Origin of the sequence: Mesorhizobium ventifaucium (genome assembly GCF_935822925.1) — a bacterium.
Taxonomy (GTDB): Bacteria; Pseudomonadota; Alphaproteobacteria; order Rhizobiales; family Rhizobiaceae; genus Mesorhizobium; species Mesorhizobium ventifaucium.
Window position 1 is genome coordinate 230,417 of the sequence record NZ_CAKXZS010000024.1, and the last position, 24,044, is coordinate 254,460.

The 24,044-nt window shown below is 63.3% G+C and carries 19 protein-coding genes; 9 read left to right on the forward strand and 10 right to left on the reverse strand.

Annotated elements, in window-relative coordinates; genetic code table 11:
* Window positions 1–120: 120 nt before the first annotated feature.
* Entirely contained in the window at window positions 121–384 is a 264-nt protein-coding gene (locus NMG70_RS21825; RefSeq protein ID WP_254026438.1) for a hypothetical protein, read from the reverse strand.
* A gap of 242 nt (window positions 385–626) precedes the next feature.
* On the reverse strand, window positions 627–3,116 hold the full coding sequence (locus NMG70_RS21830) for a mechanosensitive ion channel family protein (RefSeq protein ID WP_254026439.1): 2,490 nt from the start codon (window positions 3,114–3,116) through the stop codon (window positions 627–629).
* Between the two features lie 236 nt (window positions 3,117–3,352).
* Here NMG70_RS21830 and NMG70_RS21835 point away from each other — a divergent pair, with 236 nt between their 5' ends.
* The 4 genes from NMG70_RS21835 (at window position 3,353) to NMG70_RS21850 (ending at window position 8,597) form a co-directional block, all read left to right on the forward strand.
* The gene (locus tag NMG70_RS21835; protein ID WP_254026440.1) at window positions 3,353–4,612 is read left to right on the forward strand and encodes a sarcosine oxidase subunit beta; all 1,260 of its coding nucleotides are present in this window, start codon (window positions 3,353–3,355) and stop codon (window positions 4,610–4,612) included.
* An 88-nt stretch (window positions 4,613–4,700) separates the two neighbouring features.
* Entirely contained in the window at window positions 4,701–4,997 is a 297-nt protein-coding gene (locus NMG70_RS21840; RefSeq protein ID WP_254026441.1) for a sarcosine oxidase subunit delta, read from the forward strand.
* Complete coding sequence (locus tag NMG70_RS21845; protein WP_254026442.1) at window positions 4,994–8,002, forward strand: sarcosine oxidase subunit alpha; 3,009 nt, start codon at window positions 4,994–4,996, stop codon at window positions 8,000–8,002. Before NMG70_RS21840 ends, NMG70_RS21845 begins: the two co-directional genes overlap by 4 nt.
* Window positions 7,995–8,597 carry a sarcosine oxidase subunit gamma gene (locus tag NMG70_RS21850; RefSeq protein WP_254026443.1) on the forward strand — a complete coding sequence of 201 codons (603 nt, stop codon included), beginning with the start codon at window positions 7,995–7,997 and terminating at the stop codon, window positions 8,595–8,597. Before NMG70_RS21845 ends, NMG70_RS21850 begins: the two co-directional genes overlap by 8 nt.
* Window positions 8,598–8,634: 37 nt before the next feature.
* On the opposite strand, the gene NMG70_RS21855 is transcribed toward NMG70_RS21850, so the two are convergent.
* On the reverse strand, window positions 8,635–9,339 hold the full coding sequence (locus NMG70_RS21855) for a nitroreductase (protein WP_254026549.1): 705 nt from the start codon (window positions 9,337–9,339) through the stop codon (window positions 8,635–8,637).
* Window positions 9,340–9,652: 313 nt separating this feature from the next.
* Between NMG70_RS21855 and NMG70_RS21860 the strand changes: the two genes are divergently transcribed.
* Genes NMG70_RS21860 through NMG70_RS21880 form a run of 5 tightly spaced genes read left to right on the forward strand, consistent with a single transcriptional unit; the run spans window position 9,653 to window position 17,249 of the window.
* The gene (locus tag NMG70_RS21860) at window positions 9,653–10,246 is read left to right on the forward strand and encodes a helix-turn-helix domain-containing protein (protein ID WP_254026444.1); all 594 of its coding nucleotides are present in this window, start codon (window positions 9,653–9,655) and stop codon (window positions 10,244–10,246) included.
* 16 nt (window positions 10,247–10,262) lie between these two features.
* Entirely contained in the window at window positions 10,263–12,716 is a 2,454-nt protein-coding gene (locus NMG70_RS21865) for a GcvT family protein (RefSeq protein ID WP_254026445.1), read from the forward strand.
* Window positions 12,713–13,612 (forward strand): homocysteine S-methyltransferase family protein, encoded by a 900-nt coding sequence (locus NMG70_RS21870; protein ID WP_254026446.1) that lies wholly within the window; start codon window positions 12,713–12,715, stop codon window positions 13,610–13,612. The genes NMG70_RS21865 and NMG70_RS21870 overlap by 4 nt, the downstream gene beginning before the upstream one ends.
* On the forward strand, window positions 13,612–14,793 hold the full coding sequence (locus NMG70_RS21875) for a pyridoxal phosphate-dependent aminotransferase (protein ID WP_254026447.1): 1,182 nt from the start codon (window positions 13,612–13,614) through the stop codon (window positions 14,791–14,793). Before NMG70_RS21870 ends, NMG70_RS21875 begins: the two co-directional genes overlap by 1 nt.
* Window positions 14,790–17,249: a GcvT family protein gene (locus NMG70_RS21880; protein WP_254026448.1), complete on the forward strand. Its 2,460-nt coding sequence runs from the start codon at window positions 14,790–14,792 to the stop codon at window positions 17,247–17,249. Before NMG70_RS21875 ends, NMG70_RS21880 begins: the two co-directional genes overlap by 4 nt.
* 1 nt (window position 17,250) lies before the next feature.
* Here the strand turns inward: NMG70_RS21880 and NMG70_RS21885 are convergent, their stop codons facing one another.
* The 7 genes from NMG70_RS21885 to NMG70_RS21915 form a co-directional block, all read right to left on the reverse strand.
* Window positions 17,251–17,838: an NAD(P)H-dependent oxidoreductase gene (locus NMG70_RS21885; RefSeq protein ID WP_254026449.1), complete on the reverse strand. Its 588-nt coding sequence runs from the start codon at window positions 17,836–17,838 to the stop codon at window positions 17,251–17,253.
* Window positions 17,838–18,419: an NAD(P)H-dependent oxidoreductase gene (locus NMG70_RS21890; protein WP_254026450.1), complete on the reverse strand. Its 582-nt coding sequence runs from the start codon at window positions 18,417–18,419 to the stop codon at window positions 17,838–17,840. The genes NMG70_RS21885 and NMG70_RS21890 overlap by 1 nt, the downstream gene beginning before the upstream one ends.
* Before the next feature lie 47 nt (window positions 18,420–18,466).
* On the reverse strand, window positions 18,467–19,867 hold the full coding sequence (locus NMG70_RS21895) for an FAD-binding oxidoreductase (RefSeq protein WP_436798435.1): 1,401 nt from the start codon (window positions 19,865–19,867) through the stop codon (window positions 18,467–18,469).
* The gene (locus NMG70_RS21900; RefSeq protein ID WP_254026451.1) at window positions 19,864–21,165 is read right to left on the reverse strand and encodes a cytosine deaminase; all 1,302 of its coding nucleotides are present in this window, start codon (window positions 21,163–21,165) and stop codon (window positions 19,864–19,866) included. Before NMG70_RS21900 ends, NMG70_RS21895 begins: the two co-directional genes overlap by 4 nt.
* 177 nt (window positions 21,166–21,342) lie before the next feature.
* The gene (locus NMG70_RS21905) at window positions 21,343–22,194 is read right to left on the reverse strand and encodes an ABC transporter permease (protein WP_254026452.1); all 852 of its coding nucleotides are present in this window, start codon (window positions 22,192–22,194) and stop codon (window positions 21,343–21,345) included.
* Window positions 22,181–23,011, reverse strand: a complete 831-nt coding sequence (locus NMG70_RS21910; RefSeq protein ID WP_254026453.1) for an ABC transporter ATP-binding protein — start codon at window positions 23,009–23,011, stop codon at window positions 22,181–22,183. The genes NMG70_RS21905 and NMG70_RS21910 overlap by 14 nt, the downstream gene beginning before the upstream one ends.
* Before the next feature lie 9 nt (window positions 23,012–23,020).
* Window positions 23,021–24,025 (reverse strand): ABC transporter substrate-binding protein, encoded by a 1,005-nt coding sequence (locus tag NMG70_RS21915; protein ID WP_254026454.1) that lies wholly within the window; start codon window positions 24,023–24,025, stop codon window positions 23,021–23,023.
* Window positions 24,026–24,044: the final 19 nt, after the last annotated feature.

Below are 24,044 nucleotides of genomic sequence, written 5' to 3' on the forward strand. Positions count from 1 at the left end.
GCCGGGTTCGCGTCACGGTATTTCCCTTTTCATCGTTAAGTTTCGATAACCCGAAACGATCAAAGGCCGGGCAATTTGCCCGGCCTTCGAAAAACAAGTCGTCAACGTTTTTTGACGCGGTTACTTGATACGGGCGACGCCGCCCGAGATTTCGATCGTTTCCGAACCGGTCAGCGCTTCGAGGTCGCCGTTCGGCATCGTAACGAAACAGCCGGTCGGGCAGAATTCCGCGGTTTCGCCGGCGGCCAGCGCCAGCTCCGTCTTGCCACCGCCTTCGGTCACGACGAGTGTGCGGGTCTCGGCGTCCTTGTTGGTCGCGCTGGCGGCAAGGGCTGGACCGCCCACGGCAAGAATAGCGATGGCGGCGACGAGAGACTTCCACATTTGCAGTATCGGTGTTGCCACCGCCTCTGTTGCATTTCGCAAGGCATTCCTGCCCTTTGCATGTGAGCTTATATGAGATGCAAGGTGAACGGCAACTGAATGCCGCATTCATGCCGCAATTGCTTTGCTGCGCCGAAAGCCGGATTTGAGGGTATGTTGAGATTCAGGTCAGGCCTTGCCGGAGTCCCGGAAGCGCAGGAAACCGCCGTTCGCAGGCCGGCATCACGTGTTATCAATAGACCCTAATCGGGATCCGGCTTGCGGGTCCTGCGCCCGGATCTGGCCAGGCGTTTCGTCTCGGCCACGGCTTCCGCCTTCGCTTGCTCGTGTTCGGCAAAATCGACTTCGATCTTGTCGTCATCGATCGGCCACGCCTCATGCTTCTTGGTCTCGACGACGGCGCGCGGCGCCGACGGAATTTCGATATGCTGGTCGGCGAACTCATCGAGGACGGCAAACCGGATGTCGTTCTGCACGATGTTGCCGTTCATCACGTCGGCCAGGAACACTCGGATTTCGAATTCGAGAGCGGCCGCCCCGAAATTGGTGAACAGCACGAAGGGTTCCGGATTTTTCAGCACCAGCGGATGGCCGCGCGCAATCTCCAACAGCACAGCATGGGCCTGCTTGACGTCGCTGCCGTAGGCGACGCCGACCTTGATGTCGATGCGACCGAGCTTGTTGCGGTGCGTCCAGTTGCCGACGGCATTGTTGATCAGGTTTGAATTGGGCAGGATCACCGACTGGCGCTGGAACGTCTCGATCTCGGTAGCGCGCACGCTGATCTTCTTGACCGTGCCGCTGATGTCACCGGCGACGATCCAGTCGCCGACCTTGAACGGCCGCTCGGCCAGAAGGATCAGGCCGGAGACGAAGTTGGAGACGACATTCTGCAGGCCAAAGCCGATTCCGAGCGACAGGGCGCCGGCGACAAGCGCCAGGTTGGAGAGATCGATTCCCGCCGCCGAGACGCCGACGAGTGCTGCGAGCGCGACGCCGGCATAGCCGACCGCCAGCCGGATCGAGTTGCGCACGCCGGTATCGACCTTGCCGCGCGCCATCACCGAGCCGTCGAGCCAGCCCTGGAACCAGCGCGTCAGGAAATAGCCGATGATGAAGACTATGATGCCGGTGAGGATGCCGGTCACCGAGATCGTCACCGAGCCGATGGTGAGGCCCGTCGCCAGCTTGTAGCCCCAGGCCTGGATGTCGCCGGGCTGGAAGCCCCACATCAACAGGATCAGCGGCAGGAACACCAGCACGATCATCAGGTTGATGGCGACGCTGACGACCAGGCCGAGTTGGTCGAGCGCGGACTCCTCATAACTGGAATTGGTCGATAGCCAGCGCCCGATCGATGTGTTGGCAAAACCGCCTTCCTCGCTGATCGCCCGCGCTGACAGGAAGCCGATATAGGCGGTCACCAGAATCGTGCCGGTGACCACGACTTGTAGCGAGACGAAGATGGCAAGGCCGATATAGCCGAGCAGCGCAGTGGCAATGGTGAAAAGGCCGATCGCGACTGCCGTGTAGCGCAGCCAGGCCGGCCAGGGACGCCAGCTTCCGTCGGCAGCCTTGAACGGTTTCAGCAGCCCCATCAGGATCAGGATGATGCCGACGACGATGGTGGCGACAAAACTTCTGGCGATGGTCAGCGACAGCGGCGAGCCCATCTTGTCGTTGACGACCGACAGGAAATTGTTGACGCCGATCACCACCGCCATGGCGGTCGTCAGCCGCACCAGCCAGCGTGCCGGGCCGGTTTCAACGGGGATGAGCCGCCAGTTCGGCAGCCGCGGCTCCAGCGCCGCATTGGCCAGCCGGTTGACGCAGAACACCACCGCGATGAGCGCAACCAGCGCATTCAGGAAAACGCCAATGTCGCCGCGCAACACGTTGTAGTAGTTGAAAAAGAACACCGTCGAGACGAGGAAGGCGCCGACCGCCAGCGTCGGCAGCAATGTCGACCAGAACGCCACCGACAGCCGGCTGAGATAGGACGGATCTTCGATCGAAGGGTCTGCTTCGAAGACACGCCCGAACAGACGCCGTCCACCGACAAAAAGCACCGCCGCCAGCGAAAGCGCCATCAAGGTCGCGGCCAGCACGGCCTGAAACTTGAACCTGAAGGCGAAGGCCAGCCACGACGACACCGCCTTGTAAAAGCCGGTAAATTCATCGTTGGCATCGGAAATGACCTCAGGGCTCAACGCGTCGGACAGCACGTAGCGCTTGGTGAGCAGGTTGCGAAACAACTCGCTGCGCATATTGGCGATCTTGGCGATGAGGCCGCTGATGCGGATCGACAGGTTTTGCGCCGCGGCGATGACAGCATTGATCTCGGCCTTTTCGGACGCCAGCGCCTGGCGTTCGCTGGTCACGATGTCGGGTTCGGGCGGCTGGCCCGCGGCCGGAGGCGCCCCGAGCTGATCGAGCCTCGCGTTGATCTCCGAAAGGCGCGGGCGGAAGGCAAGCGCGCTGTTCAGCGCACCTCGCGACATTTCCTCGAGTTGCAGGCGGATATCGACAAGACTGGCGTCGTCGTCACCGTCCTCCTGGATTTTCTTTTCGAGATTGTCGGTCCTTGTCGTCAAGTCCTGCAGGATTTTCTGCTGGTCGGCGACCACTCCAGAGACAGCTTGGTCAAGCCCCTGCGCCGCCGCATCAATCGACAGCGGCGCCGAGGCGACGATCGCCAGGACCAGAACGAAGTGGAGCAGTCGGAAAAGCATGATCGTTTGGCGACTCACAGGCGGTAAGGCGTTCTAAAGCTCGCCCTTGATAAAGACGCTCATACCGGGGAGCAAGCCGTCCCGCTCTGCCCGCCATTTCGGAGTCGGCCAGTCGAAAAGCGATGGCGCAATCTTGGCTTTGCGGCAGCGGCCTGCTCTATAATGTGCCGCATTGCCCAGAACGGATGATGAAAAGCCAGAACGGACAACAAAAAGCCAGAACGGATAACAAAAGAATGGCGGAATATTCGGCCTTCTCGCTTCTCAAAAATGCGCTGACCGGCAACAAGGACTGGAAACCGGCTTGGCGCAAGCCGAACCCGAAGGCGTCCTACGACGTGATTGTCATCGGCGGCGGCGGCCATGGCCTGTCGACCGCCTATTATCTCGCCAAGGAGCACGGCATCACCAACGTCGCGGTGCTGGAAAAGGGCTGGCTCGGCTCCGGCAATGTCGGCCGCAACACAACGGCCGTCCGCTCCAACTACCTGCTGCCTGCCAACACGCGCTTCTACGAACATTCGATGAAGCTGTGGGAGAACCTGTCGCACGATCTGAACTACAACGTCATGTTCTCGCAGCGCGGCTGCCTCAACCTCGCGCACACGCCGGCCCAGTTCGACGAATTTGCCCGCCGCGGCAACGCCATGCGCCATCTCGGCGTCGACGCCGAACTGATGACCACGGCCGAGATCGCGCGCCTGGTGCCGGCGCTGGACGTCTCCGCCACGGCGCGTTTCCCAATCGTCGGCGGCCTGATGCAGCGGCGCGCCGGCACCGCCCGCCACGATGCCGTCGCCTGGGGCTATGCGCGCGGCGCCGACCGTCGCGGCGTCGACATCATCGAGAATTGCGAGGTCACCGGCTTCCTGCGCGACGGCGACCGCATATCAGGCGTCACGACCTCGCGCGGCGAGGTCCGCGCCAGCAAGGTGGCGGTCGCGGTGGCCGGCAGCACCGGGCAAGTCATGCGGCTCGCCGGCATCGATACGATGCCGATCGAGAGCCACGTGCTGCAGGCTTTCGTGACGGAATCGCTGAAGCCGTTCATCAACACGGTCCTGACTTTCGGCATGGGCCATTTCTACATGTCGCAGTCGGACAAGGGCGGCCTTGTCTATGGCGGCGATCTCGACGGCTACAACAGCTACGCCCAGCGCGGCAGTTTGCCTGTTGTCGACGAGGTGATGAGCGAGATGCTGGCGCTGTTTCCGGGTCTCGCCCGCGTTCGTATGCTGCGCAACTGGGGCGGCGTCTGCGACATGTCGATGGACGGCTCGCCGATCATCACCACCGGCCCGCTGCGGGGCATGTATCTCAACTGCGGCTGGTGCTACGGCGGCTTCAAGGCGACGCCGGCCTCCGGCTGGTGCTTTGCCTGGACCATCGCCAAGGATGAACCGCATGACATCAACGCGCCCTTTACGCTGGATCGCTTCCATCGCGGCCTGGTGATCGACGACAAGGGCCAGGGCGCGATGCCGCGGCTGCATTAGACCATGATCCCGAACCGCCGGTCGGTGTAACAAAGAGTGGAAACCGGTTTTCGGCCAAGATCATGGTCAAACGAGAAGATACAATCGCATGCTGATTACCTGCCCCTATTGCGGCCCGCGCGACGTCATCGAGTTCACCTATCAGGGTGACGGCAACCGCGAGCGCCCTCAACCTGCCTCGCAGGACCTCGATGCCTGGAACGCCTATGTCTATGACCGATTGAATCCGGCGGGTGACCACAACGAGATCTGGCAGCATTCCGGCGGCTGCCGCGCCCATCTCAGGGTCGTTCGCAACACGCTGACACACGAGATCTCCAGCGTCGCGTTCACGCGCGGCCACCACAAAGTCGCTGCTCGGCACAAGGCGGAGGGCAAGATATGAGCCCGCGCCGCACCGATGCCGGTGGCCGGATCGACCGGCTGCGGACCATCCGGTTCACCTTCGACGGCGCGGCTTACACCGGCCATGCCGGCGACACCCTTGCCTCGGCGCTGCTGGCCAATGGCGTCACCCTGTTCGGGCGCTCGTTCAAATATCACCGTCCGCGCGGCGTGCTGACGTCAGGCGTCGAGGAACCAAACGCACTGGTGACGGTGTTGCGGGGCGAGGTTCGCGAGCCGAACATCGCCGCGACCATGGTCGAGATCTATGATGGGCTGACCGCTGTCAGCCAGAACCGCTTTCCATCGCTGGCCTGGGATATCAGCGCCGCCAACCAGCTCGGCGGCAAGCTTCTGTCCGCCGGCTTCTATTACAAGACCTTCATGGGGCCCGCGATCGGCCCGCTGAAGAGCACGCGTTTCTGGATGTTCTGCGAGCATTTCATTCGCCGCGCCGCCGGTCTCGGCCGCGCCGGGACCGCTGCCGACACGGCGCGTTACGAGCGCATGAACGCCTTCTGCGATGTGCTGGTGGTCGGTTCCGGTCCGGCCGGACTGATGGCCGCCAGGGCAGCCGCCGATCAGGGCGCGCGTGTCATCCTCAGCGAGCTCGAACCGCGTTTCGGCGGCTCGGCCAATTGGTCGGCTGAGACGATCGACGGGATGCCCGGGGCGGACTGGGCAGCGCGAGCCGCCGGCCAGCTCGAAGGCTATGACAATGTCCGCCTGCTGCCGCGCACCACGGTCTGGGGCTATTACGACGGCAACACGCTCGCCGCACTCGAACGGGTCACCGATCATAAGGAGAGGCCCGGCAAGGGCGAACCACGCCATCGCTACTGGATCATCCGCGCCAAATCGGTGGTGCTGGCCACCGGCTCCTTCGAGCGGCCGCTGGTGTTTCCGGGCAACGACCGGCCGGGTGTGATGCTGGCGCATGCCGCCGAGCGCTACGCCAACGAGTATGGCGTGCTGCCCGGCCACAGGATCGCGCTTTTCACTAACAATGACAGCGCCTATCGCTCCGCCCTCGCACTGAAGAAGGCCGGTGCGGCGATTGTCGCCATCGTCGACGTGCGACCGGAGCTTTCGAGCGAGATGCGCGAGCTCGCCGATGAAGCGGAGGCCAAGAGCCTTGCCGGTCACGCCGTGGTCGCCACCGAAGGCGGCAAGGCGCTGTCCGGCATCAAGGTGCAGCGCTTCGACATGGTCAACGGCGCGCTTGCCGGCGATCAACGCAGCATTCAAGCCGACTGCCTGCTGATGTCGGGAGGCTGGTCGCCGACCATCCATCTGGCCAGCCAGGCCGGCGCCAAGGCGGAATGGAATGCCGCCCGACAAGCTTTCCTGCCGCCAAAGCCGACGCAGCAGTGGCCAACCCGGCGATGGATTGGCGCCGGCGCCTTCACCGGCAGCTTTTCCACCGCCGAGGCAATCGCCGAAGGCCGCGCCGCTGGCCTGTCCGCGGCGGGCGGAACCGGCACGCCGGCGGCCTTGCCGGTCGTCGAAGCCGCACCCGGCGATCCCGATCCGGCGCCGGTGTTCGAGATCAGGGCTGATGGAAAAAGCTTCGTCGATTTCCAGCACGACGTGACCGCGGAGGATGTGCGGCTGGCGCATCGCGAAGGCTTCATCTCGGTCGAGCATCTGAAGCGATACACCACGCTCGGCATGGCGACCGATCAGGGCAAGAGCTCCAACATACCCGGCCTCGCCATCATGGCCGAAGCATTGGGCAAGCCGATCCCTGAGGTCGGTACGACCCGTTTTCGTCCGCCCTTTTCGGCCGTGTCGATCGGCTCACTTGCCGCCGAACGGTTCGGCGACCTGAAGGCCGAGCGGCTGACGCCGATGCATGACTGGCACGTCGCCAACGGCGCGACCATGTATTCGGCCGGCCTCTGGTATCGACCGATGATTTATGGCCATCCCGGCGAGACGATTGAGCAGGCCTATGTGCGCGAAGCCAGGGCGACGCGCGAGAGCGCCGGCATCGTCGATGTCTCGACGCTGGGCAAGATCGCCGTGCAGGGCCCGGACGCGGCGGGATTCCTCGACCGGGTTTACACCAACATGTTCTCGACGCTGGCCGTCGGCAAGGCCCGCTACGGGCTGATGCTGCGTGAGGACGGCCTCGCCTTCGACGACGGCACGACATGGCGGCTCGGCGAACAGGACTTCTTGATGACCACCACCACCGCCAATGCCGGCAAGGTGATGCAGCACCTGGAATATTTCCTCGACGTCATCTGGCCGGAGCTGAAGGTCCACGTCACCTCGGTGACCGACCAATGGGCGGGTGCGGCGATCGGCGGGCCAAAGGCACGAGCCATTCTTGCTGCTTGCATCACCGGCACTGCCGTCGACAACGCCGCACTGCCCTTCATGGGCATCGTGCATGGCAAGATATCAGGCGTGCCGGTGATGATCTGCCGGCTTTCCTTCTCCGGCGAAATGGCCTTCGAAGTTTACTCCGGCGCCGGCTACGGCACCCATGTCTGGGAAGCATTGATCGATGCCGGCAAGCCGTTCGGACTGGTGGCTTACGGTCTTGAGGCGCTGGGCACGATGCGCATCGAGAAAGGCCACGTCACCGGCGCCGAGATCGATGGCCGCACCACGGCGCGCGACCTGCATCTCGACTGGATGCTGTCCAAGAAGAAGCCCTTCATCGGCTCGGCGATGATGGATCGCGAGGGCCTGATCGCGCCCAGCCGCCTGGAACTTGTCGGCCTGATTTCGCTGGACAACCAGCCGCTCAGCGGCGGCGCGCACATCGTCGAGGCGCTTGACCAAGCCAATCCGCACGATTCCATCGGCCACATCACCGCTTGCTGCTATTCGCCGGCGCTCGGCAAGTACATCGCGCTCGCTTTGGTCAAGGACGGCAAGGCACGGCGCGGCACGCGCGCCCATATCTCCGATCCCCTGCGCAACCGGTTCGGCCCGGTCGAGATCGTCTCCAACCACTTCTTTGATCCGGACGGGAGCCGCATGCATGGTTGAGCGCCAATCACCGCTTGAGCCGGCCCCGCTTGAGCCGGAACTGCGCACCGGCTCGCACGGCGATTTCGAACACGGCATCGAGGTCATCCTCTCCGAAACCAGGCCGGGGTCGATCCTGCAGCTCGCTGCCTGGCGTGGCCAGGAGAAGGAATTGATCGCCGGTATCCGCAACGTGACCGGCCTTACTCCGCCCGATGGCGCCGGCGCCGGCAGCACCGACGGCGTGAGATCGGTGTTCGGCTTTGCGCCGAGAAAATTCACCGTGGTCGATGAGGCCGAGGGCCTGGCATCGGCCTTCGCCGGTGTCGTCACCCCGGCGGTCGGCACGGTGACCGACCTGTCGCATGGCCGCACCGCGATCCGCATCGCCGGACCGAAGGCCGAATGGGTGCTGGCGAAATTCTTCGCCATCGACTTCGCGCTGCCGGCCTTCCCGGTCGGTGCCGGCCGCTCGACCATGCATCATGACGTCTTCGCCCAGATCCAGCGCACCGGCGCCGACCAGTTCGACATCTATGTATTCCGCTCGTTTGCGCGCTCGTTCTGGAAGGCGCTCTGTCACGCCAGCGAGGAAGTCGGCTACGAAGTGCAGTAGGCCGAGACGGCGCGTCGTCACCTCACGTGGCGCCACCTCATTTGGCGAACGTCACCCATTCTTCCAGCGGCGCGCGGTCGGTGCGGAACTCGTTTTCGGGCTTGGATGTGTCCTCATGGCCGAGCGCCATGCCGCAGACGACGATCTCCTCGTCAGGGATGTTGAGCACCGGCCTGATCTGCTTGTGATAAGGTGCAAAGGCCGCCTGCGGGCAAGTGTGCAGGCCCCTGCCCCGTGCCGCCACCATGATGTTCTGCAGGAACATGCCGTAATCGATCCACGACCCCTTGTTCAGCCGCCGGTCGACGGTGAAGATCATGCCGACCGGCGCGTCGAAGAAGACGAAGTTGCGGTCGTGCTGCGCGCGCATCCTGTCGACCTCACGCCGGCCGATGCCGAGCACGCTGTAGAGGCCGAAGCCGTTGGCCCGCCGCCGGGTGAGATAGGGTTCGAAGAACTGGTCGGGATAGTAGCGATACTCGTCCCACTCAGCCTTTTCGGCACGGATGCCGGAGTTGAGGATGGCGTCAGTGATCCGCTGCTTGACCTCGGCCTTGGTCACGTAGACCCGCCAGGGCTGCATATTGGTGCCCGAAGGCGCGCGCGCGGCAACCGAGAGAATGGCGCGGATCGTCTCGTCGTCGACCATATCGGGCAGAAAGGCGCGCACCGAACGGCGCGACGTGATCGCCTCGTCTACGACCGCTGCACCATCTGTAATTGTAGTCCTGTTTTCCAGCATGGGCGTCCCTTTGCGCGTGACCCGGAAACCGGAATCGATTCCGGAAAGGATCATGCGCCGTCCAGAAAATGAGAGAGCACCATTACGGGTCTAATTTGACGCGTGGCGCTCTATCGCAAGCCTCGACCGGGCGCCCTCACTCGCCGTTCGTGGCCGAGCCTTTGCCTGAACCGCCAAAATGGCGCAAGCAAATCTTGCGGCTCGTGAAAATCCTCTTGATTTTTTCACAAACCTGACCTGTCATGAAATTTGTCCCCAATTTTTCACCAATGGGTAATTTTTCACCTTCACCAGAGAAATTTCACCAAGAGAAATGGCTTTGCCCTCCACCGCCGTCAGATCGGAGCAGGAAAACCGCGAGCGGCTGCTGGCCGGCGATATCAGGGCGCTGCGCAGGGCGCGCGGTCTGACGCTTGCCGAGATCGCCCTGAAGCTCGGCCGCTCCGTCGGCTGGGTCAGTCAGGTCGAGCGCGGCCTGTCGATACCATCGCTCAGCGATCTCAGAGCCTTCGCGGAATTGTTCGGCGTGCCGGTCAGTCTGTTCTTCAGCCACGACGTGCCCGTTGAGAACGAGCGCGGCGTGGTCGTGCGCGCCGGCAGCCGCCGCACGCTTGGCACAAGCGATTCCGGCCTGGTGGAGGAGCTTCTTTCGCCCGATCTTGGCGGTAGCTTCGAGATGCTGCGTTCGGTCTTCGCGCCGGGTGCTGAGCTGAAGACCGAGGCGCGCCGGCCGACGGAGGAAGCCGGGTATGTCGCTTCCGGCAGCTTCGACATCGAGATATCAGGCGTCTGGCACCGGCTTGGTGAGGGCGACTCCTTTCGCTTCGACGGCAAGCCGTTCCGCTGGCGCAATCCTGGAGCGGAGCCGGCCGTGGTCATCTGGGTGGTTTCGCCACCTGTTTACTAGAGGTTTGGAGAAGAATATGGCCGGTTTGCCGACCACGGCACGTGTGGTGATCATCGGAGGCGGTGTCGTCGGCGCCTCCTCGCTCTACCATCTCGCCAAGGCGGGCTGGACCGACTGCGTGCTCCTGGAAAAGAACGAGCTCACCTCCGGCTCGACCTGGCATGCAGCCGGCAACGTGCCGACCTTCTCCTCGTCATGGTCGCTGATGAACATGCAGCGCTATTCGACGGAGCTCTATCGCGGGCTGGCCGACGAAGTCGACTATCCCATGAACTATCATGTCACCGGCTCGCTGCGTCTTGCCCATACGCAGGAGCGCATGCAGGAGTTCCAGCGCGCCAAGGGCATGGGCCGCTATCAGGGCATGGACATCGATGTGGTCGGGCTCGACGAGATCAGACGCCGCTACCCGTTCATAGAAACGCATGAGCTGAGGGGCGCGCTCTACGATCCCAGCGACGGCGACATCGACCCGGCGCAGCTTACCCAGGCGCTGGCCAAGGGCGCCCGCGACATGGGTGCGAAGATCATTCGCTTCTGTCCGGTCACCGGCTTGCGCCGCGAGAAGGACGAGTGGGTGGTCGAGACCGCGCAGGGCGAGATCCGCTGCGAGATCGTCGTCAATGCCGCCGGCTACCGTGCGGCCGAAGTCGGCAGGATGTTCGGCCGCGACGTGCCGATGATGGTGATGAGCCATCAATATATCCTGTTCGAGGAAATCCCCGAACTGGCCGCATGGTCGAAGGAGCAAGGCAAGAAACTGCCGCTGCTGCGCGACGTCGACACCTCCTATTATCTGCGCCAGGAAAAGAACGGCATGAATCTCGGCCCCTACGAGCGCAATTGCCGTGCGCATTGGGTCGGCCACAACGACCCGATGCCAGACGATTTTTCATTCCAGCTATTCCCCGACGATCTCGACCGGCTGGAGGATTATCTGGCCGATGCCGTTGCCCGCGTGCCGATTCTCGGCACTGCCGGACTGTCCAAGGTCATCAACGGCCCGATCCCTTACGCGCCGGACGGCAATCCGCTGATCGGCCCGATGCCCGGCGTGCCGAACGCCTTCGAGGCCTGCGTCTTCACCTTCGGCATCGCCCAGGGCGGCGGCGCCGGCAAGGTGCTGGCCGAATGGGTGACGGAGGGCCAGACGGAATGGGACATGTGGTCCTGCGACCCGCGTCGCTTCACCAGCTTTGCTTCGGCCCCGGATTACTGCGTCGCCAAGGGCATGGAAATCTACGGCAACGAATATGCCATCCAGTTCCCGCGTCATGCCTGGCCGGCTGGGCGCGACCGCAAACTGTCGCCGATCCATGATCGCATTAAGGCGCTCGGCGCCCGGTTCGACGCCTACAATGGCTGGGAGCGCGCCACCTGGTATGCGCAAGCCGGCGACGATGTTTCGGAAGCCGCGACGCTGACCTTCCGCCGTGACGGGCCCTGGCATCATCGCGTCCGCGAAGAATGCCTCGCCGTGCGCGACGCCGCCGGCATTCTGGACCTGCCTGGTTTTTCCCGCTTCAACCTAGACGGTCCGGGCGCTGCGGAATGGTTGAGGCAGCAGGTCACCGGGCTGGTGCCGAAACCCGGCCGCATCGGCCTCGTCTACTTTGCCGACGACAAGGGCCGCATCGTCACCGAGATGTCGGTGGTGCGTCACGACGAAGATCACATGACGCTGATCAGCGCCGCGGTGGCGCAGTGGCACGATTTCGAATGGCTGAAATGGCGCATGCCCAAGGACGCTTCATTCAAGCTGGTAGACCGGACCGAGGAATACTCCACGCAGATCCTCGCCGGGCCCAACTCGCGAAAAATCCTCGCCGATGTCTGCGCCGCAGACCTTGCTCTGCCCTGGCTGACGCACCAGGAGACAACAATCGTCGGCCGTTGGGCAAGGCTGGTGCGCGTGTCCTTCGCCGGCGAACTCGGCTGGGAAATCCACACCAAGGTCGACGACACCGCCGCCGTCTTCGACGCCGTCTGGGCGGCCGGGCAAAAGCATGGCTTGAAGCCGTTCGGCATGTATGCGCTGGATTCGCTGCGGCTTGAAAAGGGCTACCGCGCCTGGAAGGGCGACCTGTCGACTGACTATTCGATCCTGCAGGGTGGGCTGGAGCGCTTTGTGAAATGGGACAAGCCCGACTTCCGCGGCAAGACAGCGTTGCAGAACGAGAAGCAGCAGGGCGTGAAGAAGCGTTTCGTCACGCTGGTCGTCGAAAATCCCGGCGACTGCGACGCCCCCTCCATGTCGACGCTGTGGCATGACGGCCGGATCGTCGGCGAGACGACGTCCGGCCGTTGGGGTCATCGCATCGACAAGTCGATTGCGCTAGGCATGCTGCGCGCCGACCTCACCGAGCCGGGAACCGCGGTCGAGGTCGAGATCTTCGGCGAGCGTTTCAAGGCGGTCGTGCAGAACGATGAACCGCTGTGGGATCCAAAGAACGAGAGACTGAGAGCATGAAGACTGTTATTCTCACTGACGGCGGCATGGGTCAGGAACTGGTACGCCGCAGCAAGTCCGAGCCCACCCCGCTGTGGTCGGCCAGGGTACTAATCGACGAACCGGACCTGGTGCGCGACCTGCATGCGGAGTTCATCCGGGCCGGCGCCCGTGTCATCACCATCAACACCTATTCCGCAACCCCCGAGCGGCTGGCGCGCGAGGGCGCGGAAGAGTTGTTCAAGCCGCTGCAGAAGCGCGGCATAGAACTGGCAAAGCAAGCTCGCGACCAGGCCGGCGACGCGGCGATCGCCGGCTGCCTGTCTCCCCTGTTCGGCAGCTACGCCCCGGCACTGACGATATCCTTCCAGCATACGCTCGACATCTACCGCCGCATCGTTGCCGAGCAGGCTGACGGCGTCGATCTGTTCCTGTGCGAGACCATGGCGTCGGCCGAGGAGGCGCGCGCGGCTGTCACCGCGGCGTCGGAAAGCGGCAAGCCTGTATGGGTGTCGTGGACGCTCGCCGATCACGGCGCACCGCGGCTGCGCAGCGGCGAAACCCTAGCGGCGGCAGCGAGCGCTCTCGACAGCCTGCCGGTCGCAGCTAGACTGATCAATTGCTGCCGGCCCGAAGCGATTGCTGCAGCGCTGCCCGAACTGATCGGCCTCGGCGGCCCGGTTGGCGCCTATGCCAATGGCTTCACCTCGGTCGAGGCACTTAAGCACGGCGGTACCGTGGAAGTGCTGCACGCCCGCCATGACCTTGATCCGGATGCCTATGCCGGCCAGGCGGTCGGCTGGGTCGAGGCCGGCGCCGACATCGTCGGCGGCTGCTGCGAAGTCGGGCCGCCCCATATTGCCACCTTGAGCGACCGGCTCGAACAGGCCGGCTACGAAATTTCGGGAGTAGCATAGTGCCCAGACCATCATCGCGCATTTCCGGCATCGTGCCTTCCGGCAAGGATGGCTGGGAGGTCCATTTCGCTGCCTGGACACGCAAGGAGGCCGGCGAGGACATCATCATGCTGTCGGTCGGCGACCACGATTTCGACACGCCGGCGCAAACGATCGAAGCCTGCGTGACCGCAGTTCGCGCCAGCAACCACCACTATACCCCGCTTCCTGGCATTCCGCGCCTGCGCAAGGCCATGGCGGCGGCCTCGACCGCGTGCACTGGCGTTGCGACCAACCCCGACCAAGTCATCGCCACGCCGGGCGGGCAGGCTGCACTTTACGCGGCGGTGCAGGCCGTTCTCGACCAGGGCAACCATGCCATCGTGGTCGCGCCCTATTACGCGACCTACCCCAACACGTTCAGTGCAGCGGGCGCCGATTTCACCGTGGTCGAGACACCCGCCGAGGATGGGTTTCAGCCGCGAGCCGCCGACATTCGCGCAGCTCTTCGGCCGAACACGCGCGCCGTCCTCATCAACACGCCGAACAATCCGACGGGTGCCGTCTATTCGCGCCAGCGGCTGGAGGAGCTGGCGCAGATCTGCCGGGAGCATGACCTCTGGCTGCTGTCGGACGAGGTCTATTGGACGCTGGGCGGCGGCGAGCATATCTCGCCGCGTTCGCTGCCCGGCATGGCGGAACGCACGCTGGTCATCAATTCCATGTCCAAGAGCCACGGCATGACCGGCTGGCGCATGGGCTGGCTGACCGGGCCCGAACAGATGATCTTACTGCTGACCAGCCTCAATCTGGTGACGACTTACGGCCTGCCGGCCTTCATTAGCCTCGCTTGCGCCGAGGCACTCGAAAACGGCTACGGCGTCAAGGAGATCGCCGAACGCTATGCTGCCAGGCGCACCGTAGTCCTCGATGCCATGCGCGGCATGAACAACGTCACCGTGCGCGGTTCGGAGGGCGGCATGTATGTAATGCTCGACATATCAGCCATCGAGCCGGACGACGAGAAATTCGCCTGGGCGTTTCTCGACAAGGAAAAGGTCGGCGTGATGCCCGGCTCGAGCTTCGGCGAGGCGGCCGCCGGTCATATTCGCGTCAGCCTCTGCCAGCCCGAGGCGATACTTTTGAAAGCAGCCCTTCGCCTGCGCCGGTTTGCTTCCACCTATCGCCGTGAGGCCGCATGAGCGCCCTGCACCCCAAAACCATTCCGGCCAAGGCAAGGGCTGTCATTATCGGCGGCGGCGTCTCTGGTTGTTCGGTCGCCTATCATCTGGCCAAGCTCGGCTGGACCGATATCGTATTGCTCGAGCGCAAGCAGCTGACATCGGGCACGACATGGCATGCCGCCGGCCTGATCGGCCAGTTGCGCGGTTCGCAGAACATGACGCGGCTGGCGAAATATTCGGCCGACCTCTACGTCAAGCTGGAGGCCGAGACCGATGTCGGCACCGGCATGCGCCAGGTCGGTTCGATCACCGTGGCGCTGACCGAGGAACGCAAGCACGAAATTTATAGGCAGGCGTCGCTCGCCCGCGCGTTCGATATCGACGTGCGCGAGATTTCGCCACACGAAATCAAGCAGATGTACCCGCATCTCAATGTTTCCGATGTGGTCGGCGCCGTGCATCTGCCGCTCGACGGCCAATGCGACCCGGCCAATATCGCCATGGCGCTGGCAAAGGGTGCGCGCCAGCGCGATGCGACGATCGTCGAGAATGTGAAGGTCACCAAAGTCCATGCCAGGGCTGGCCGCGTTACTGGCGTTTCCTGGACGCAAGGCGACGAGCAAGGCTTCATCGAGGCCGATGTCGTCGTCAATTGCGCCGGCATGTGGGCGCGCGAGCTCGGGCGCCAGAACGGCGTCACCATCCCGCTGCATGCCTGCGAGCATTTTTATCTCGTTACCGAGCCGATCCCCGGGCTGACCCGCCTGCCGGTGCTGCGCGTGCCGGACGAATGCGCCTACTACAAGGAAGACGCCGGCAAGATGATGCTCGGCGCCTTCGAGCCGGTGGCCAAGCCGTGGGGCATGGAGGGCATTCGCGAGGATTTCTGTTTCGACCAGCTGCCCGAGGACATGGATCATTTCGAGCCGATCCTGGAAATGGGCGTCAACCGCATGCCGATGCTGGCGACTGCCGGCATCCATACCTTCTTCAACGGTCCCGAAAGCTTCACGCCTGACGATCGCTACTATCTCGGCGAGGCACCGGAGCTTTCCGGCTACTGGATGGCGACCGGCTACAATTCGATCGGCATCGTCTCTTCCGGCGGCGCCGGCATGGCCCTGGCGCAATGGATTAATGACGGCGAAGCACCCTTCGACCTCTGGGAGGTCGACATCCGCCGGGCCCAGCCATTCCAGAAGAACCGCCGTTACCTGAAGGAGCGCGTCTCCGAGACGCTCGGCCTGCTCTACGCCGACCATTTCCCGTACCGGCAGATGGCGACCTCGCGGAACATCAGGCGCTCGCCTCTGCACGAACATCTGAAGGCGCGCGGCGCGGTGTTCGGCGAGGTTGCCGGCTGGGAGCGCGCCAACTGGTTCGCCAGGCCCGGCCAGGAGCGCGAATACCGCTATTCGTGGAAACGGCAGAACTGGTTCGACAACCAACGCGACGAACATCTGGCGGTCCGAAACGGCGTCGGGCTGTTCGACATGACCTCGTTCGGCAAGATCCGCGTAGAGGGCCGCGATGCCTGTGCCTTTCTGCAAAAGCTTTGCGCCAACGACATGGACGTGGCGCCGGGCAAGATCGTCTATACCCAGATGCTCAACCAGCGCGGCGGCATCGAGAGCGACCTCACCGTCTCGCGGCTGTCCGAAACGGCTTACTTCCTCGTCGTGCCCGGTGCGACGCTGCAGCGTGATCTCGCGTGGCTGCGCAAGCATCTCGCCGATGAATTCGTCGTCGTCACCGATGTGACCGCTGCCGAAGCCGTGCTCTGCCTGATGGGCCCGGATTCGAGGACCCTGATTCAAAAGCTGAGCCCGAACGATTTCTCCAACGAAACCAATCCGTTCGGGACGTTTCAGGAGATAGAAATCGGCATGGGGCTGGCCCGCGCCCACCGTGTGACCTATGTCGGCGAGCTCGGCTGGGAGCTTTATATCTCGACCGACCAAGCAGCACACGCCTTCGAGGCGATCGAGGAGGCCGGCGCCGATGTCAGCCTGAAACTCTGCGGTCTGCACACGCTGGATTCCTGCCGTATCGAAAAGGCGTTCCGGCATTTCGGCCACGACATCACCGACGAGGACAATGTGCTGGAAGCCGGCCTGGGCTTCGCAGTGAAGACTGCCAAGGACGATTTCCTTGGCCGCGATGCCGTGCTGAGGAAAAAAGAAAGCGGGTTGGACCGGCGGCTGGTGCAGTTCCGCCTGAAAGACACGCAACCCCTGCTCTTCCACAATGAAGCGATCGTGCGCGACGGCAAGATTGTCGGCCCGATCACCTCGGGCAATTACGGCCATCATCTCGGCGGCGCCGTCGGCCTCGGCTACGTGCCTTGCAAAGGCGAGAGCGAGGCGGATGTGCTGTCGTCTTCCTACGAGATCGAGATCGCCGGCCAGCGCTTCGCCGCGGAAGTGTCGCTGAAGCCGATGTATGATCCGAAGGCAGAACGGGTGCGGATGTAGCTCAAAACCGCTCCAGCTTCGTTCGCACTTTCTCCAGAAATGCCGCCCTCGTTTTTGGCGTCGACGCGTCCATCAGGTAGTGCGCCAGAAAGAACGTCCTGCAGCGGGTGGCGCAGAGTGCCCGCATGCCGCGCAGGATTGTCTTTCGTCCCGGCTGGCCGACGACGATGCTCCACCAGGTCGGTGCGCCGCAGGTCGTGATCACCCCGATCTTCGTCACATGCCTCATCAGCGACTGGATCCGTCCCTTGCCGGCCGGCAGCCGGAAGGCGACGTCGGTCGCCCAGACCCGGTCGAGCCAGCCCTTCAGCATTGCCGGCAGCCCGTACCACCATGTCGGATAGATGAAGAGGATTGCCTGAGCCCAGTTGAGATTCTCGATATGCGACTTGAGCGCCGGGTCCTGCGGGGCGTGCTCATTGTAGGAGCGTCGCTCGCCGCAGCCCATGACCGGATCGAAATTTTCCGCATAGAGGTCGAGCAGCCGCACCTCCCAGCCTCTCGCCTTCAGCACCTCGATGGCACTATCCCGGATCGCGGCGCAAAAGCTTTCCGGAACCGGATGGCAATAAACCACCAGGACCCGCATCAGAAGGCATCCATGCAGGCTGCGACTTTCGCCGTAAATCTCTTCCGCGTTTCATCGGTCGACAGGTTCATCGAATAATGCGCGAGATAGGACACGGAGGCACCTGGCTTGAGGGTGGCGCGCAACACGCGCTTGACCAGCTTGCGCGGCGGGTCGCCCATCAGCATGGCGTGGAGCCGGCTGCCGCCATAGGTGGTGACCGCCGCCAGCTTGCGGATGTTGTGCAGCGAAGGCTGCACCTTGCCATTGACCAGCTTGAACGAGACGCCGGGCAGGAAGACGCGGTCGAAAAAACCTTTCAGGATGGCCGGATAGCCGTAATTCCACACCGGAAACGACAGCACCAGCGCCTCTGCCCTCAGCAGGCGCTCGACATAGGGCGCTGCCGGATCACCGGCGCCGCGCTCGTCGTGATAACCGAGCCGCTCGGCCCGCGTCAGCCGCGGGTCGAAATCCTCGGCATAAAGATCGCAGTCGTCGACGGCGTGGCCGGCGACCGTCAGCCGCTCGACGATCGTCCGGTGCAAACCGGCGTTGAAGCTGTTTTCGACCGGGTGAGCGTAGAGCACGAGGATGTTCACCGAAGTCCTCGCAGGTCAGCGCGACAGCACCGTACGCTCGTCATCGTTCATTCCGCCTTCTGCAACCCCTTGAACAGGAACGACTTGCCCGAGCGATAGTCGTACTCAGGGTTTTCCCAGGCGATCATCTTGCCGGGATTGAGCAGCCCTTGCGGATCGGTCTCGCGCTTGAAGGCGAGCTGCACCTCGTCCGTCTGCTTCATGCCGCCCTCTTCCAGCGTGTAGCGGTGCGGATTGAAGACCCAGCAGCCATTGTCTTCATGGATGCGGATGATCTCGTCGAGCCGCTCCGCCGTTGTGAAGCGGACCAGCGGCAGTCCGGCCACGCCGATCGCCCCGTCGAAGCGAATGAATTCGAGATGAACCGGCACCTCGTCGCCGAAGCGGTCGATCATGGCCTTGACGTAAGCGAGGTGATCCGGCGAGGGATAGCGGGTCTGCAGATAGGTAATATCAGGGTCGACCCTGATGGCGCGCAGCGTCGTGTGGTTCCAGGTCAGCTCATAGGCCGGCGGCAAGCCCCTAAGATCGGCCTCCTTGTCGGCGCGGAAGACGATCTCGCCCTTGCTGCGCGCCGTGAGGGCGACAAAGGCGTCCATCGCATGCGGCGCGATCATGCAGACGACGATGCTTTGCTCGCGCCGGAAGTATTTCTGGTGCCGCTTGAAATAATCGTAAGGGATCGGCGCGGCGATCGGCGTAATCAGCTTCACCAGAATGCCGTCCTGAATGGCGAGATCGTTGCCGAAGCCGGCCGCATCCATGAACTCGTCGAAGCCGACGATGACATCGATCCAGTCGTAGGATGCGGTCAGCGGCATCTCGACCTCGGTGATGATGCCGTTGGTGCCGTAGGCATGCATCACCTTCAGCACCTCCTCGCCGCTAAGATCCATGATGCGAGGCTCCGCCTCCATGGTCACCGTCCTGAGCCGGATGACATTGCCGAGGTCGCGCAGCCCGCCCCAGCGGATCGAGCCGATGCCGCCCGAGCCGCCGGCAACGAAACCGCCGATCGACGCGGTGTTATAGGTCGATGGCGACATCCGAAGCTCCTGGCCGGAATGGGCGCGCGTCGCCCTGTCGATGTCGGCGAGGACGGCACCCGGTCCGGTCACGACGCGGCCGGGCGCGATCGTCCTGACTGCGTTCATCTCGGCGAGATTGAGCACGACGCCGCCGGACAAAGGCATCGCCTGCCCGTAATTGCCGGTGCCGCTGCCGCGCGGTGTCACCGGAATGCCATGCCGATGGCACGCGGCAAGCACGCGGATCACCTCGTCTTCCGTCTTCGGCGCCACGATCAGGTCGCCGGTGACATGGTCGAGCTGTTGCTTCAGCACCGGGCTGTACCAGTAGAAATCGCGGCTCTTCTGCTGGACGATCGCCAGATGATCGTCGATCTTCAGACCGTCGAGGTCGCGCTTCAGCGCCGAAATGTCCATCATCGCACCATCAGATCGTCGAGTTCGGCATAGTCGGGCAATTGGCGCTCGATGGCGCGACCATCACGCACCACGATGCGATCCGATTCGGGCCGCGACAGCATTTCCGTCCAGCTGCGTCCCCTAAAGACGACGAAGTCGGCGGCGCCGCCTGCGGCAAGCGTGCCGAAACCATCGAGCCGCATCACCTTGGCCGGCGTCGAAGTCACCGCTTGCGGCCAGTCGCCGATCGGGTGATCGAAATGCAGGACACGCGTCGCCATCCGATAGACCTCCAGCATATCGAGATCGCCATAGGCGTAGAACGGATCGCGGGTGTTGTCGGAGGCGACGGCGACTGGAATGCCGCGCGCCTTCATCTCGTGCAGCAGCGTCACGCCACGCCAGCGCGGCGTGGTGTTGTCGCCGCGCCGGTCCTGCAGATAGAGATTGCACATCGGCAGCGACACCACGGTGCACACCGCCTTCGCCACCTTGTCCAGCGTGTCGAGCACGTCGAGATCGGGCTGGCGTGCCAGCGAGCAGCAGTGGCCGACGAGGATGTTTCCCTCAAAACCATTCCACAGGGCCGCCTCGGCGATCTTCTTCAGCGAGATCGCCGAGATGTCGTCGGTCTCGTCGGCGTGGAAATCGAGGTCGAGGCCATGCTTGATCGCCTGCGCGAATACCCGATCGAGAAGCTCTTCCAGGTCCGGCAGCATATAGGTGACGACGCCAAGCACGCCGTTGGCCGCAGCTACGCGTTTGGCCAGGCTTTCGAACCATTTCTTGTCGCGCACGCCTTCGATGCCGAGCAGGCAGGCGGCCTGCAGCTCGATGCGGCCACGCCATTTCTCCCGTACCGCCTCGAACACCGGCCAGGAGATCTCTTCCTGCGGTGCGACGCTGTCGAGATGGGTGCGCAAAGCCCTGGTGCCGTGCGCGTAGGCGCAACGCAGCGAAAAATCCATGCGGCGAGCGACGTCCTCGGCGCTCCAACGTGCAGCACGGTCGGCGCCGGTGGCGTTCAGCGCGCCCATGAAGGTGCCGTCGGGATTGGGTTTGCGAGGCCAGATATGGCCTTTGTCGATATGCGTGTGGCAGTCGACGAAGCATGGCATGACGATACGGCCGCCAAGGTCGAGGGCGCCTGCGGGCGAATCGGAACGGCCGCGCGCGGTAATGCTGTAGATCTTGCTGTCGGCGACAGCGATGTCGGCGAGCGCAAAGCCGTCCGTATCGAAGGCTGCGGCAAGACCTCGCGTCAGGGACGCATGAAGCCGGACGTTGGTGAGATGATAAGAACCAGACGCCGGTATCAAGCCCTACCCCCCTCTGTCCTGCCGGACATCTTCCCCTCAAGGGGGGAGATTGGATGCCATCTAGGATTTCGCCAATCACCAACGTTGCAAGACGAGCGCCATGGGCGAACCTGCCCATCTCCCCCCTTGAGGGGGAGATGTCCGGCAGGACAGAGGGGGGTGCCTTGCTCCAACATTTCATCGCTCCTGCTTCAGCGCACTCTCATGCCAGCGTCGCAGGATCAGATGCGAGATCAGCGACAGCACCAGGAAGATCAGAATGCCGGTGAACGAGATCAGGATCAGCGCCGCGAACAGCCGCGGTGCGTTGAGCCGGTAACCGGCCTCGATGATGCGCGAGGCCAGCCCCGACGACTGTCCCTGGGCCCCGGCGACGAACTCCGCCACCACCGCGCCGATCAGCGACAGGCCGCCGGCGATCTTCAGCCCGCCGAGGAAATAGGGCATCGCCGCCGGCAGGCGCAGGTAGCGCAATTGCTGCCAGCGGCTCGCGCCGTTAAGCCTGAACATGTCGCGCAGATTGCGGTCGACCGAGTTGAGGCCGAGCGTCGTGTTGGACAGGATCGGGAAGAAGGCGACGATCCAGGCACACAGCAGAAGCTTCGTCGTCTGGTTGTCGACATAGATGTTGATCAGCGGAAAGATCGCGACGATCGGCGTCACCTGCAGGACGATGGCGAAAGGGAAGAACGACATCTCCACCCATTTCGATTGCGCGAACAGCACCGCTAGCCCGACGCCGCCGATGACGGCCAGAAGCAGGCTGAGGAAGGTGATCCTGAGCGTCACCAGCAGGGAGGAGAACAGCAACCCGGCATCGTCGAACAGCGTCTGCAGCACCACACCGGGGCGCGGCAGGATATATTTCGGGATGTCGTTCCAGATGCAGATGCGGTCCCACAGCCAGATCGCCAGGACCATGATCGCCAGCGGCAGCAGCCATCTGCCGATCCGCTCGAGCCGCTCCTGGCGCACGCGACGCGCCTCCTCTGGATCGAGCGTCAGCGCGTGCTCTTCAATGGCCGTCATAATGCGGTCCGGCGGTTGAGTTGATGGCGCCGATCAGCACATCGGATGCTTGGCGGCAGAGCGCGGCATAGTTGGGCGAAGTGCGGAAGGCCTCGTTGCGCGGATAGGAGGCATCGATGGCGAGCTCTTTGAAGACCCGGCCCGGTCGCGCCGCCATGACGACGACGCGATTGGAGAGAAAAACGCTTTCGAAGACGCTGTGGGTCACGAAGACGACGGTGAAACGCTCGTCCTGCCACAGTTCCAGAAGATCGTTGTTGAGTTTGAAGCGGGTGATCTCGTCCAATGCCGCAAATGGCTCGTCCATCAAAAGCACGCGCGGCTTGGTCACCATGGCGCGGGCGATCGAGACGCGCATCTTCATGCCGCCGGACAATTCGCGCGGCACAGCTTTCTCGAAGCCGCTCAGGTGAACTCGCGCCAGCATCTGCATCACGACAGGCGCAGCCTTGGCCCGCGACACGCCCCTCAGCCGCAGCGGCAGCCAGACATTGTCGAAGACCTCGGCCCACGGCAGCAACGTCGGTTCCTGAAAGACGAAGCCGATGTCAGAGCGATCGGCGGCGCTGCTGCCGCGCCAGTCGAGCAAGCCGGAGGTCGGCGTTGCAAGACCGGCGATGAGGCGCAAGGCCGTCGACTTGCCACAGCCGGACGGGCCAAGAAGGCTGAGGAAGTCGCCTTCCCGGATCGTCAGGTCGACGTCGCTGAGCGCTGTCACGCCGTTGGAAAAGACCTTGCCGACGCCGCGCAGCGCCAGCAGCATCGGACCTTTGCCCGATGCGCTTGCCGGCGCTTGCGCCAATTTCTCCTGCATCATGCCCGGGTGCTATTTCTTCAGGTCGATACCGACGCCCTTGTTGACGAAGGCCAGCGTGTAGGACTTCTTGATGTCGACGTCGGCCGGCACGACCTTAGCCTTCACCATCTTGTCATAGAAGCTCTGGATGCGCGCGTCGGTCATCGCGCCGATGCCGAGTTTTTCCGTGTCGCCGGAATCAACGATGCCGAATTTCTTCATCTGCTCGATCGAAAACGCGATCTGCTCGTCGCTGATGTCGGGGTTATCTTTCTTGATCGCCGCGTTGGCGGCAGCGTTGTCGCCGTAGAGATAGTTGTACCAGCCCTTGGCCGAGCCATCGACGAAGCACTGAACCACCTCCGGCCGCTTGTCGATTGTCGCCTGCATGGTCTCGATCGTCGTCGCATAGGTGTCGAAGCCGTACTCGGCGAGCAGGAACAGATTGGGCTGGAAGCCGCCTTCCTTGGCGACGGCGAAGGGCTCCGAGGTCACGTAACCCTGCTGGATCGACTTCGGATTGGCGATGAAAGGTGCGGGGTTGAACGTATAGGGCACGCGCTTGGCCGGATCGAAGCCGAACTCCGTGATCATCCACTGGAAGTAGCTCTGTGCACCTTCGTCGCCAATGATGTACTGATCCGCGTTCTTCAGATCCTCCCATCTGTCGAGCCCCTGACCAGGATGGCTCATGATCACCTGCGGCTCTTTCTGGAACGAGGCGGCGACGACGCGCAGCGGAATCTCCTGCTGCACGGCGTCGAAGGCCTGCAGCATGTTGCCGCCCATGTAGAAGTCGATCTTGCCGGCAAGCAGCAGCGGCCGCCCGCTGACCTGCGGGCCACCTTGCATGATCGTCACGTCGAGCCCGCAAGCGGCATAGGTGCCATCAGCGACCGCCTGATAATAGCCGCCGTGCTCGGCCTGGGCGAGCCAGTTGGTGCCGAAGGTGACTTTTTCGGTTGCTGCCGCACTCAGCGTGCTTGCGGTAAGCAGCACGATCGCGCCAGCCGAAATCTTGAGTTTTCCGTCCATCCACACCACCCTCAGTTGG

Excerpts from the sequence above, each read along its gene's own strand:
- NMG70_RS21910 (WP_254026453.1), bottom strand. The coding sequence starts at position 23,011 with ATGATGCAGGAGAAATTGGCGCAAGCGCCGGCAAGCGCATCGGGCAAA.
- NMG70_RS21885 (WP_254026449.1), bottom strand. The coding sequence starts at position 17,838 with ATGCGGGTCCTGGTGGTTTATTGCCATCCGGTTCCGGAAAGCTTTTGC.
- NMG70_RS21855 (WP_254026549.1), bottom strand. The coding sequence starts at position 9,339 with ATGCTGGAAAACAGGACTACAATTACAGATGGTGCAGCGGTCGTAGAC.
- NMG70_RS21840 (WP_254026441.1), top strand. The coding sequence starts at position 4,701 with ATGCTGATTACCTGCCCCTATTGCGGCCCGCGCGACGTCATCGAGTTC.
- NMG70_RS21895 (WP_436798435.1), bottom strand. The coding sequence starts at position 19,867 with ATGATGGACATTTCGGCGCTGAAGCGCGACCTCGACGGTCTGAAGATC.
- NMG70_RS21850 (WP_254026443.1), top strand. The coding sequence starts at position 7,995 with ATGGTTGAGCGCCAATCACCGCTTGAGCCGGCCCCGCTTGAGCCGGAA.
- NMG70_RS21870 (WP_254026446.1), top strand. The coding sequence starts at position 12,713 with ATGAAGACTGTTATTCTCACTGACGGCGGCATGGGTCAGGAACTGGTA.
- NMG70_RS21905 (WP_254026452.1), bottom strand. The coding sequence starts at position 22,194 with ATGACGGCCATTGAAGAGCACGCGCTGACGCTCGATCCAGAGGAGGCG.
- NMG70_RS21845 (WP_254026442.1), top strand. The coding sequence starts at position 4,994 with ATGAGCCCGCGCCGCACCGATGCCGGTGGCCGGATCGACCGGCTGCGG.
- NMG70_RS21880 (WP_254026448.1), top strand. The coding sequence starts at position 14,790 with ATGAGCGCCCTGCACCCCAAAACCATTCCGGCCAAGGCAAGGGCTGTC.
- NMG70_RS21915 (WP_254026454.1), bottom strand. The coding sequence starts at position 24,025 with ATGGACGGAAAACTCAAGATTTCGGCTGGCGCGATCGTGCTGCTTACC.
- NMG70_RS21825 (WP_254026438.1), bottom strand. The coding sequence starts at position 384 with ATGTGGAAGTCTCTCGTCGCCGCCATCGCTATTCTTGCCGTGGGCGGT.
- NMG70_RS21865 (WP_254026445.1), top strand. The coding sequence starts at position 10,263 with ATGGCCGGTTTGCCGACCACGGCACGTGTGGTGATCATCGGAGGCGGT.
- NMG70_RS21835 (WP_254026440.1), top strand. The coding sequence starts at position 3,353 with ATGGCGGAATATTCGGCCTTCTCGCTTCTCAAAAATGCGCTGACCGGC.
- NMG70_RS21860 (WP_254026444.1), top strand. The coding sequence starts at position 9,653 with ATGGCTTTGCCCTCCACCGCCGTCAGATCGGAGCAGGAAAACCGCGAG.
- NMG70_RS21830 (WP_254026439.1), bottom strand. The coding sequence starts at position 3,116 with ATGCTTTTCCGACTGCTCCACTTCGTTCTGGTCCTGGCGATCGTCGCC.